Origin of the sequence: Cognatundibacterium curvum, assembly GCF_014284235.1 — a bacterium.
Lineage (GTDB): Bacteria > Pseudomonadota > Gammaproteobacteria > Burkholderiales > Burkholderiaceae_D > Undibacterium > Undibacterium curvum.
In genome coordinates, this window is the sequence record NZ_JACOGD010000006.1 from 146483 (window position 1) to 158451 (window position 11969).

At 53.2% G+C, this 11969-nt stretch carries 9 protein-coding genes; 3 read left to right on the forward strand and 6 right to left on the reverse strand.

Annotated features, from left to right (window positions below):
* Positions 1-12 precede the first annotated feature (12 nt).
* From H8K43_RS12525 to paeA, 3 genes are all read right to left on the reverse strand, one after another.
* Positions 13-2244, reverse strand: a complete 2232-nt coding sequence (locus H8K43_RS12525; protein ID WP_186904151.1) for a GGDEF/EAL domain-containing response regulator — start codon at positions 2242-2244, stop codon at positions 13-15.
* A 155-nt stretch (positions 2245-2399) separates the two neighbouring features.
* Positions 2400-3674, reverse strand: coding sequence for an Hsp70 family protein (locus tag H8K43_RS12530; RefSeq protein ID WP_186904152.1), 1275 nt, complete (start codon positions 3672-3674; stop codon positions 2400-2402).
* 58 nt (positions 3675-3732) lie between these two features.
* The gene (gene paeA, locus H8K43_RS12535) at positions 3733-5046 is read right to left on the reverse strand and encodes a polyamine export protein PaeA (protein ID WP_186904153.1); all 1314 of its coding nucleotides are present in this window, start codon (positions 5044-5046) and stop codon (positions 3733-3735) included.
* 238 nt (positions 5047-5284) lie between these two features.
* Here paeA and H8K43_RS12540 point away from each other — a divergent pair, with 238 nt between their 5' ends.
* Both H8K43_RS12540 and H8K43_RS12545 read left to right on the forward strand, forming a co-directional pair.
* Positions 5285-6529: a TCR/Tet family MFS transporter gene (locus H8K43_RS12540; protein ID WP_186904154.1), complete on the forward strand. Its 1245-nt coding sequence runs from the start codon at positions 5285-5287 to the stop codon at positions 6527-6529.
* 125 nt (positions 6530-6654) lie between these two features.
* Complete coding sequence (locus H8K43_RS12545; RefSeq protein WP_186904155.1) at positions 6655-7275, forward strand: hypothetical protein; 621 nt, start codon at positions 6655-6657, stop codon at positions 7273-7275.
* Between the two features lie 84 nt (positions 7276-7359).
* Here H8K43_RS12545 and H8K43_RS12550 read toward each other — a convergent pair whose 3' ends face one another.
* Together H8K43_RS12550 and H8K43_RS12555 are read right to left on the reverse strand one after the other, a co-directional pair.
* Entirely contained in the window at positions 7360-8682 is a 1323-nt protein-coding gene (locus H8K43_RS12550) for a dicarboxylate/amino acid:cation symporter (protein ID WP_186904156.1), read from the reverse strand.
* Positions 8683-8887: 205 nt separating this feature from the next.
* Complete coding sequence (locus tag H8K43_RS12555; protein WP_186904157.1) at positions 8888-10339, reverse strand: aminotransferase-like domain-containing protein; 1452 nt, start codon at positions 10337-10339, stop codon at positions 8888-8890.
* A gap of 254 nt (positions 10340-10593) precedes the next feature.
* Here H8K43_RS12555 and H8K43_RS12560 point away from each other — a divergent pair, with 254 nt between their 5' ends.
* The gene (locus tag H8K43_RS12560; RefSeq protein WP_186904158.1) at positions 10594-10959 is read left to right on the forward strand and encodes a hypothetical protein; all 366 of its coding nucleotides are present in this window, start codon (positions 10594-10596) and stop codon (positions 10957-10959) included.
* On the opposite strand, the gene H8K43_RS12565 is transcribed toward H8K43_RS12560, so the two are convergent.
* The gene (locus H8K43_RS12565) at positions 10889-11740 is read right to left on the reverse strand and encodes a hypothetical protein (protein WP_186904159.1); all 852 of its coding nucleotides are present in this window, start codon (positions 11738-11740) and stop codon (positions 10889-10891) included. The genes H8K43_RS12560 and H8K43_RS12565 overlap by 71 nt on opposite strands.
* Positions 11741-11969: the final 229 nt, after the last annotated feature.

Sequence of the window (11969 nt, forward strand, 5' to 3'; positions counted from 1 at the left end):
CATTGGAGTGGTCTATGCTGATCTGGCCTGCTGTTGAGCCACCCAGGTGATCAGATCATCTTCCAGCATGGGGCGACCGATGAAAAAACCTTGTCCTTCGTGGCAGCCCATCGCTTTCAGTTTGTCCCAATGTTGCTGTGTTTCTATTCCTTCAGCAATCACCGCCAGACCAAGTTTCCGGCCCAGCTGAGTAATCAGTTCCGCTATCCTGGGGCCGCCCGGGGTATCAATCTGGGTCACAAAAGCACGATCGATTTTAAGCCGGTCTACTGGCAGCTTGTCCAGATAACTCAGTGAGGAAAATCCGGTACCGAAATCATCAATCGCAATCTGTATGCCCATTTCTTTGAGCGCATGTAAATGCTGTTCAAAGATAGCCGTACCGTCGACGGTCACAGATTCCGTGATTTCCAGTTCCAGATGATGTGGATTCAGGCCGCTGTCATCCAGTGCCTTTTTCACGTTCAGGATGAAATCTTCCTGACGGAACTGCACTACTGACACATTGACTGCGATGCGTGCCGGTGCGATGCCGGCTTTTTGCAGTCTGACCATGTAAAAGCAGGCGGTGCGTAATACCCAGGCGCCCAGACTGACGATCAGGCCGGAATATTCGGCGAGCGGAATAAAGTCGACCGGCGGTATCATTTCACCCTCATCGGTGCGCCAGCGTATCAACGCTTCCATACCGATGAAGCGGCCGCTTTCCAGCTCGATTTGTGGCTGATACATCAGGAACAGCCGTTCAGAGTCAAATGCACGGTGCAGGTTCTGCATCAGCGTGGCACGTTCGCGTATCTCTATGCCCATTTTGCGGGTAAATACCGTAAAGCTGCCACGTTGCATGGTTTTGCTGCGCTTTAAGGCGATGCTTGCATCCTTGAGCGCCTCGGCACCATCACCCTCATAGCCATCCAGCGCCACCATGCCAATAGAGCAGGACACAGCATGCGCAGTTTCATTGATCAGGTAAGGTGTACTGAACAGTTGCTTCAGTTGTTCAGGCAACAGCTGATCTTCATTGCCAAGCAGACCAAATACATCGCCGGAAATCCGCGCAATAAAGACTTCTTCACCGAGTGCTTTACCGAGTCGGTCCGCCACAGCCTGTAATAACAAGTCGCCATAATGATGGCCGAGTACGTCATTGATTTCAGCGAAATCATCGATGTCGATCAATGCCACCATTTGCGGTGCCGTCTGTACATGACGGCTGCTGTCGATCTGGCCAATAAAGCGTAAGCGGTTAGGCAGGCTCAGTAACTGATCGCGGTAGGCATGATTTTTAAGCTGATTCACCAGCGTCAGATTATCCAGACAGACGCCCAGATTCGAGCAAAAGACTTCCAGCAGATTACGGTTAATTTCGCTGAGTGCAAACGGCAAGTCAATATAGGCTGCGAGCGGGCGGTTGCCGCGTCCGGCAAAATACAGCGTCATATTTCTTTCGCTGAATAAGGGTTCTCTGTGTATCAGGACATGTTTAAGTGCATCACGTATTTCAGGATTGCGGATATCATCAATCGCACAATTCATGAGCTTGCTGTACTGACCTGCTGACGCGATGACATTGAATTGCTGACTGGGATTATCGTCGCAGGCATCGCCCTGCGCGCACAGCACACCTTCCGGCGGTACCCCACAGAGTGCCGCAATCTGGGTGATGACACCGGCGGCAAAGGCTTGTATGCCATGATCGAAGGTGAAGGAGGCACTCGATTCTATGATCTGGTGCAAACCCTTGCGGCTGGTGTCGATGGTCCGTATCTGTTCATAGGAGCGTATCGCAGCTGTCAGCGAGGTCAGCAATTTTTTGCGGGTCAGCTCGCTTTTGGTTTTGTAGTCATTGATGTCAAAGTCGCGGATCGCGTCTTCTTCCGGCGCATAGCCTGGCTGTCCGGTACGCAGGATGATACGGGTATCGTGCCATTTGAGTTCGTCGCGGATATAGCTGACCAGCTCCAGACCCGCATGTTCGGTTTCCATCACCACATCGAGCAGGATGACAGCAATATCGGACTGGGTGGAAAAAACGCGGCGGGTTTCGTCTTTGGAGTAAGTGTGAATGAATTCCAGAGGCCGGTTCAGTATCTGTGCATGTTGTAAGGCAAAGCAGGTCGTTTTGTGGACATCGTCATCGTCGTCCACAATGGCGATTTTCCAGCTGCGCCCTGCTTGGGATGGCGGCACCAGGTCGCCGCTATCTTCTTCAATAAATAGTGCATCATCATCCAGGTCAGACATGTCGACTCCATTCAGGAAGCCCACAGGATCAGGCCGCGGGCATGGTACAACATCATTTCTGCTTTACTGCACTTGCTGCCACTATCCGTACTACCGCTACTTCATATCACTTTTACAGCTCAGTATAACCTAGCTACCTTCAGGTAATGTGGCATTTATGCAAATCTTCGTGCTGCATCCAGCGCTAATCCGGCACCGATGCTGCCGAACAAATCGCCTTCTACGCTGCGCGCATGCGGCACCACGGCGCTGATTTGCTGGCGTAAACCGCGCACACCGCTGGAACCCCCGGTGAAAAACACGGTATCGACTTGCTCCGGACGTATGCCCGCCATCGTGATGACCTGACCGACAGTCGCGGCAATCTGGCTGCCCAGACTGTGTACCGATTGCTGGAAGCTGGCCTGGTCCAGCTCCAATACACAAGACTGATCCGCCTGCTTGCTGCGCAAACGGTCCAGCTCCAGCCGTATCTGGTCCTGGTCAGATAACATGATCTTGGCGCTTTCCGCCTGTATCGCCAGCCAGTGGCCATCACGGTAGTCGACCAGATTGAGCAGGCGTTCGAACGCTGCTTTGGTGGCTGGCTCGCGGATATCGCGGTAGACGTCTTGCAATTCGCGCCAGATTTTTTGGGTATAGACCAGATTGATGGTGTGCCAGGTCGCCAGATTGAAGTAATAGCCGGAAGGGATATCACTGGCATTACCCAATCGTCCGCCCAGACCCAGCAGTGGCATCAGATGCGCCAGGCTCAGATATTTATCGAAATCGGTACCACCCAGATGGACACCGGCATTGGCCAGAATGTCATCGCGCCGGTCGCTCAGATGCGCGCGTTGCGGCGACAGCCGGACCAGAGAAAAGTCTGAGGTACCACCGCCTATATCGGCAATCAGGACCAGCTGCTCGCGGTCTATGCGCGATTCATAATCAAATGCGGCCGCAATCGGCTCGAACTGAAAGTGGATGTCTTTAAAGCCGGCCGCGCGCGCGATCTGCTCCAGCGTATCCTGTGCCAGCTGGTCAGCTGCCGGATTATCGTCGATAAAGTGTACCGGACGACCCAGTACCACCTGGCTGAAGCTTTGGCCAGCGCTGCGCTCGGCACGCTGTTTTAATTCAGCGATGAACTGGCCCAGCAGATTGCGGAAGGCTACCGACTTCCCCTGTACTTCAGTCTGACCATCCATCAGGGAGGTGCCGAGCAGGCTTTTCATTGAGCGCATCAGCCGGCCTTCGGTACCGGCCAGATAGCTGGCCAGCGCAGCGCGACCATATTGAATCTGATCTTCTTCGGCATCGAAAAACACCACCGAAGGCAAGGTGACTTTATCTTCTTCCAGCGTCAGCATTGCGGCCTGACTGGCTTGCAGCCAGCCTACCGTTGAATTCGAGGTACCAAAATCTACACCACAAGCTTGCGACATGAAAAACATCCTGAAAAAACGAAAACGCCGTCAGGGAAAAGCCTGGCGGCGTGGAAAATTAAGATTCGGGGGTGACTGGCGGTGCATTGGTACGCACCACCAGCAATTGATCAATCCGGTAATGGTCGATATCAACCACTTCAAATTTGTACGCGCCTACCATCACGAAATCAGTCCGTTTCGGAATTTTTTTCAGCATCGTCATCATGAAGCCCGCAATAGTCTCATAGCTGCCCTGTTCCGGCAAGCTGTCGATATCCAGTGCACGGCATACATCCTCGATGGTGGTGGCGCCATCAATGAGCCAGGAGTGACTGTCGCGCTGGACAATCTGATCTTCCAGGAAAGGATGAACCAGGTTGCCCATCAGGGTACTCAGCACATCATTGAGCGTGATCACTCCCACCACCAGCGCATATTCATTGAGGATCACAGCAAAATCTTCGCGCGTGCCTTTGAATTGCTCCAGCATCTCAGACAAGGTCAGCGAATCCGGCACCGCCAGCGCGGTGCGCAGCGATAATTCCTGTACCTTAGTGAAGGGTTGATTGGTCAGCACGCGTTTCAGTATGTCTTTGGATTCCACATAACCGACCACATTGTCGATATGACCGTCACACACCAGAAATTTGGTATGCGGATGTTCTGCGATTTTCTGGCGTATCACCACATCGCTGTCCTGTAGCGTAAAAAACACAATACTGTCGCGTTGTGACATGGCCGAAGGCACGGTGCGGCTTTCCAGTTCGAATACATTGCCTATCATATGGTGCTCACGCGCTTGCAGCACCCCGGCTTCCGCACCCGCGTCCACCATGGCATAGATTTCATCCGGCGTGATTTGTTCATCACGCTCGGTCGGCAAATTCAGGATATTAAAAATCAGATTGGACAAGCCATTGAAGACCCAGACCAGTGGCTTGAATAAGCGGACTGACAGCATCATCGGTGTCACGATCAGGACTGCGACCCGCTCAGGCGCAATCATCGCGAGTTTTTTCGGAATCAGGTCGGCAAACAGAATAAATACCGAGGTCACGAATAAGAAGGAAGTCAGAAAACTGGCGGTATTGACCCAGCTATCATTGCCAAACACCGAATGAAATATCGTTTCAAGATAAGGCGTCAGCGCCTGTTCACCCAGAATACCACCCAGTATTGCGACGCCATTTAAACCGATTTGAACCACGGTAAAGAAATGGCCGGGCTCCTGTTGTAACTGTAAGACCTTACTGGCGCGTTGTTCACCTTCCGCTTCCAGCACCTGTAATTTTCCCTTGCGGGCGGCAGCCAGCGAGATCTCGGACATGGAAAAAAACGCACTGATCACCACCAACAGGGCAATCACCAGAAAATGATCGAATAATGCCATTCTGACTCCTTATAAACTATGCTGCTATAGCATCAGCTGTTGCATCAGCCATTGCATCATATACTATCGTGTTGTCATTATGACCGACGCAACAGCGTCGTTGCCAGCATGCTGGCTACTGGCCTGAGCTGCCTGAGCACCCCCAATTTGCGCTAAATTTGCTTTTTCTTACCTTATATTGCCTTATTTTTCCTTTTTTTCGCCCGCCTGGCACGGGTATTTTCTGAAAGCTTTCTGCATGACTTCACCTACTGCACAGGATAGCGGGGCCCTGGCACCGAATGTCCGTTTTGTATTGCTGACTGTATTTCTGGATATTCTGGGGATAGGTCTGATCATCCCGGTGTTGCCAGCGCTGGTGGCCACATTTCATTTGCCGGCGGATCAGCAGGCTTACTGGTATGGACTGATCGTGGCGGCGTATGGCCTGATGCAGTTTTTCTTTGCGCCGCTGATCGGTGCCCTGAGTGATCGCTACGGGCGGCGTCCGATATTGCTGACCTGCGTATTCGGACTGGGCCTGAATTTTTTACTGATGCCACTGGCCGCCAATGTGAGCTGGTTGCTGCTGATCCGTGCGCTGGGCGGCGTCACTGCGGGCAATTTGTCGGTGGCCAGTGCCTATATCGCCGATGTCTCCACGCCGGAAAACCGCAGTAAGGCGCTAGGGAAAATCGGCGCCATGTTCGGACTGGGCTTTATCTGTGGCCCGGTCATCGGCGGGGTGCTGGGCGAAATTGACGTGCACTATCCTTTCTTCCTGGCCGCAGCGGTATCGATGGGCAATGTGTTGTACGGTTACCTGGCTTTGCCGGAATCGCTGCCGCAGACCCAGCGCAAGCCGTTCACATTCAAGTCCGCCAATCCTTTTTCTGGCTTGCTGGGCCTCGCTCATCTGCGTGATGTCGGTGGCCTGATCTGGGTCTATGCGTTGTTCAATTTTGCCCAGTTCACGCTGCAAACCACCTGGGTATTATCGACTCAGTTGCGCTTTGGCTGGACGCCGCTGCAAAATGGGTTGTCGCTGTTTATGGTCGGCGTCTCCGCTGTGCTCATGCAGGGCGTGTTACTGGGTGCCTATATCAAGCGGGTCGGCGATGAAAAAGCGGTACAGTACGGCTTGATGTCTTCTTGTGTGGCGTTGACCCTGTACGGGCTGGCGACCGAAGGCTGGATGATGTATGTGCTGATACTGTGTAATTTGCTCGCGTTTGCTGCCGGTCCGGCCTTGCAGGCGATTTTTTCCAGGGCGGTGGATGCCGGTTCCCAAGGCATGGCGATGGGTTCATTAAGCTCCCTGGCCAGCGTGATGAGTGTCACGGCTACGCTGGCAGGCAATAACCTGCTGGGCTATGTCAGCCATGCGCCTAAACACAGCTGGACACTGGGTGCACCGTTTTTCATGGCGGCAGCGGTACAACTGCTGGCCTTGTTGCTGGCAAGCCGCTATCTGCGCCGTAAGCGCGCCTTAGCGAATGCGTAAAAGGTGATTTCGCTGTTGAGGCCTGTGCTGTGTGAGCGAAGAAAAGGGTAGAATTCAAATAATCTTTTGACAAAAATATGCAGGCTGGCCAGAATGAGCAGCCTGTTTTTGTCTTTGTGAACAAGATGCCCATCAAGTCTGATTTCCCCCGGCTGTGCCAGCGGAGTTTGCTGCTCTGTTTCTTATTGCCCGGTTTGCTGACTGCATGCTCCAGTCCTTATTCCCGTTTGCATTACCAGTCAGAGTGTTCCGCTGCGTTTGCTCAGCAAGCGATCAACTGGAGTTTTATCAATCAGGTGCATGGTGCTAAACGAAAATGGCTGATCGACCCCAGCGGCATACAGACGCAGGATGAGGCGATCCGGGTAGCAAGCACACTCGCACCCCTGTTTTTGCTGGATAGCTACGCGATCAAGCCGGAACCGGTTTCCGGTTATTACGCGGCTTCGGCATACAGAACTTTGTTTACTGCCAAAGGCGCGGCGACACCGTTTCGTGCCGGACCGTTTCCGGGTGGTGACACGAAGATGCAGCGTAGCGGGTTCAGTCGTGCTTATGACTGGCAGTTTGTGAGTCCGAATGCACTCCATGTCTCGCTCGATTTTTTCGACAAAGACGCGCAACAGATACACACGGATCGCATCATTCTGCTTGGCAGGGATAGTTTGTGGCAGTTTGACGGCTATGCCGATACCGGGCGCACTACCCGGCCGTATCAGGCACGTAGCAGTTATTGCAGCTTATGAGGTGAGAGCGCGGCAGCGTTTAGCCACCAATATAAAAAAAGCGGATCAACTGATCCGCTTTTTTGTTGGTACAGCTAGGGCCTGTTAATGCACGTTCATCTGCTGAGGATGACGGTCGTGCATCGCTTCGTAGTCGGTATCAGCGACCGGAGATGGCGCATCCAGTTCCGCGTTTAAGGTTTGCATATTCACATCATTGCCCCACTTGCCGACCACGATGGTTGCGACACCGTTACCGATCAGATTGGTCAGTGCACGGGCTTCCGACATGAAGCGATCGATGCCAAGGATCAGTGCCAGGCCTGCCACCGGTATGCCGCCAACTGCCGACAAAGTCGCTGCCAGTACGATAAAGCCACTGCCTGTGATACCTGCTGCGCCTTTAGAAGTCAGCAGCAATACTGCCAGCAAGGTCAACTGCTGGGTCAGTGACATTGGTGTGTCCGTCGCCTGTGCAATAAATACCGCAGCCATGGTCAGATAAATCGAAGTGCCATCCAGGTTAAACGAATAACCGGTAGGGATCACCAGACCAACGACAGATTTTTTCACGCCCAGTTTCTCCAGCTTGGCGATGATGCCTGGCAGTGCAGATTCAGACGAAGAAGTGCCGAGTACGATCAGCAATTCTTCTTTGATGTACTTGATGAATTTCCAGATGCTGAAGCCATGCACGGCTGCGATGGTGCCGAGTACCACAAAAATAAACAGCAGGCAGGTCACATAGAAGCTCGCCATCAGACTCGCCAGCGACAGCAGCGAGGCGATGCCGAACTTACCTATCGTGAATGCCATCGCACCGAAAGCACCGATAGGAGCGACTTTCATGATGTAGCCGATGATCACGAACAGCACATGCGAGAACTTTTCTATGCAATCAAAAATCAGGGTGCCACGACCACCGAAACGGTGCAGTGCGAAACCAAAGAATACGGAAATCAACAGTACCTGCAGGATTTCGCCTTTGGCAAACGCATCGACAAAAGTCGTCGGGATCAGCGCCATCAGGAATTCCACCGTGGTCTGCATCTTGCCAGGTGCCGTGTAGGCCGCGATTTCCTTGGTGTTGAGGCTGTGCGGGTCGATATGCATGCCTGCGCCGGGTTGCCATAAATTGACGACCACCAGACCCACAATCAGGGCTAAGGTACTCACAACTTCAAAATAGAGCAATGCCATACCGCCAGTCTTGCCGACTTTTTTCATGTCTTCCATACCGGCGATACCCACCACCACGGTACAGAAAATGATAGGCGCGATCATCATCTTGATCAGCTTGATGAACGCGTCACCCAGCGGCTTTAAAGAAGCGCCGGTTTCAGGATAATAGTGACCAACCAACACACCGATCACGATGGCTGAGATCACCTGAAAATACAGGGATTTATAAATAGGTTGCGATTGCATGACTAGTCTCCGGATTGGGAATCGTTTTTTGTCAGCCTGGCGGCGGACGACGGATATGCGGGTCACCGTCTTTTCACGATTATCGAAAACTGGATGTCGCTTGCCTATTGTGTGTATCCACACTGTGCGCTGTGGGTATTACTTAGCAGTTCAGAATTGCTCCCTGAATTGGTGCAATTCCCTTGTATCTTTGTAAAAAACGAGCTCAGGCGACCGCTTTACGCGGTTTTTGATGCGCAACGATTGCACCCAGGCTGCGCATGGCGGCATCCAGCTCTTCGGAATAATGGGTGCCGCAATTAATCCGCAGAAAATGATCAAAGCGGTTGGAATTGGAGTACAGCAGGCCGGGTGAAATCAGGATGCCTTGCTCCAGTGCGGCGTCGAATACTGCCTGCGACGAACAGTAGGCCGGCATTTCTACCCAGATCGATACGCCGCCATCGGGCATGCTGAAGCGGGTACCTTCCGGAAAATAGCGCGCGATGGCCTCGGCCATTTTTTCACGCTGCTGTCTGAGTGTCACACGCAATTTACGCAAGTGGCGGTCATAATGCGTCGATTGCAAAAAGGCTGCCGCTACTTTTTGTGACAACTCTTCGTTATAGCGGGTCTGTGCGTATTTGAACATGTCGACCCTGGCTTGCCAGCGTCCAGCCAGCATCCAGCCTATGCGCAGGCCGGGTGCCATGATTTTATGCAGCGAAGCGCAGTAAATGACGTTGCCGCTTTTATCCCAGTGCTTGCAGGCAGTCGGGATATTATCGGCATTACATAAGGCGCTGTAAGAGTCATCTTCGATCAACGGAATGTGCTGTGCCTCGCATAAGCTGACCAGCCTTTGCTTATGCGTATCCGGCATGATGCTGCCCAACGGATTTTGCAAATGCGGCACCACTACCACTGCTTTGATATTGTCATAAGTCTGCATCGCCAATTCCAGCGCTTCGATAGAAATCCCGGTATGCGGACTGGTCGGGATTTCTAAAGCTTTCATGCCCAGGCTTTCCAGCACCTGTAGCAGGCCGTAAAAAGTCGGCGATTCAACCGCAATCACATCACCGGCATGCGCGACGGCACGCAGTGCCAGATTCAGTGCCTCGATACAGCCATGCGTGATCACCACTTCATCGGCACGCGTGCTGATGCCGACGTCCAGCGCACGTTTGGCCAGCGCAGCGCGCAGTTCGCGGTTGCCGCCCGGTGAAATTGCCTTGGTCAACAGATACGGATGCTGGCGCAGGATGCTGTTGGTCAGCTGACGTAATTGCTGATGCGGATACAGCTCCGGTGCACCGGTGGCGCGTGCCAGATTCACTTTCACCTGACGCTGACCTTGCGCAATGATGGCTGACACCCGTTCATGGATGCCGACAAACTGAGCCGGATCGATGCGCTTGACCGGCCTGGGTTCCGCTGCCGGCGCCAGGTTCATGCGGCGCGGCTGCCGTACGAAATAGCCTGAGCGTGGCCGCGCTTCCAGCCAGCCTTGCGCTTCCAGATAACGGCACATTTGCAATGCCGTCGACAGACTGATGTGATGCAGCTGCATCAGCTTACGCACTGAGGGCATGCGTTCACCACAAGCCAGGGTGCCGGCCTGGATCGCGCTCAGATAATGGTCGGCCAGCTGGCGGTAAAGGATGGGTGTGGACATGCTGAATTCTTTAAAAGCGCAAATAAATGGTAAACGTCGCAAATTGCCGTGTCTGCCCGATGCGGTACTGACCCTGGCATCATCAGGCTTAGTCTGGCGCAGGCAAAGATACAGTTTGCGCTGATTCCGACAATAACAGAAGGAAAAATCACAAATTGCTGCGATACAGTTTCTGCTTCTCTGTGCCTGTTATGGTTTGTCGCTCAGGCTTAAGCTGTTCTCACCATGCTCAGTCAGGCTAGAGGCCAGGAAGGATGAATACAATGCACATCGAATTGCAGAACACACAGTGCTGGTACGGCTATCTGGAAAAAGGGAGCTGCGTCAGGCTGCACAGTGGCCGTGCGCTGCTACGCAATCTGAGCGCGGAAATCAGCGGCTTGCCGCAGACCCTGATGCTGGAGCAGGGGCAGCCACAGGTGTTGGCTCAGTCTGGCTGGATGCTCATTGCGGCGCAAACGGCATTGACTTGTACTTGTGTGCCGCCGCCAGAACACTCTTTGCTGCAATTTGTCAGGGACAGGCTGGCCGATACCGGATTATTGCGCTTTATCCGAAAAACTCTTTCATCAGGAAGTTTTCCAGCTCGGCGCTATCCTGAGGACGGGCCGACAGGGTGATAACTCTGCCCAGTCGGCGTGATTCCCAGCTGAAGTCGCCCTGATAATGGCTGCGTATCAGCTCTATCATGCGTCTGACCATGGCCAGCTCGACGTTACCACCTAGCCCCGCATCGACTTCGATGACCTGCTTCCAGCTGCTGCTGGAATTCGGACGCCAGCCACGGAAAGAGAAAGTGCCGACCCGCGTGCTCTTACTCAGTATCTGGAACACGCCATTGGTCCCATCGCGGCCAGCGGCCTGCTGCATACTGCGTCGCACATTGGCTTCTGCCACTTCCTGTGGCGACATGCCGCGACCATTGCTGGAGGAGGAACTTTCCTGCGGCGTATTGTCTTGCTGCGCCTGACGTTTGGCACGTACCGCATTGAGCATAGACATCATGTCTTCAGCAGGTGCCGCCTGCGCCACGGGTGGCGGGGTTTGCGCAATCGGGGCCGGGGCTTCCACCGGTGGCACAGGGCTGGGCAGATTCGGTGTCTGTCTGGTCTTGGGGATGGTAACCGGCGGCTTGGCTTTGGGCTCAGATTTCTTAGGCGCAGCCTGTTTGGCCTGCACCACTTTATCCATGATCAGCACCATCGGTGTATTGGAGGCAGCGTTATCACCCTGCTTTTTCTTTTTTTCCAACTGCATGTGCAGCAGAAAATACAGTAACACCGCGTGCATCAGCACCACTAACAGCAGACCTGTCATGCTGGCCGGACGAAAGCGGATATGCAGATGCACTTCGCCGGGTTCTGCAATTTCATTTTCAGGTGCTTCTATACTGAACTTCATGGATAGCCGGATTTCATGCACGAATCATAGAGCTCGCAAGCATACAACAAACTTTACTTGTTTCTGTAACAAAGATGCTGGTCCTGACAGATGCGGCTCTTCGTCCTGTCAGAAGAAAGTGTAACAAAACATGACATTTGTTTCGGTGACAAACTTCGTGTTCCCCTATGAAAACAGAATAAGTTCAAACTGAATATGTCAGATTTGTGCAGAATTGCACCGATGGGCA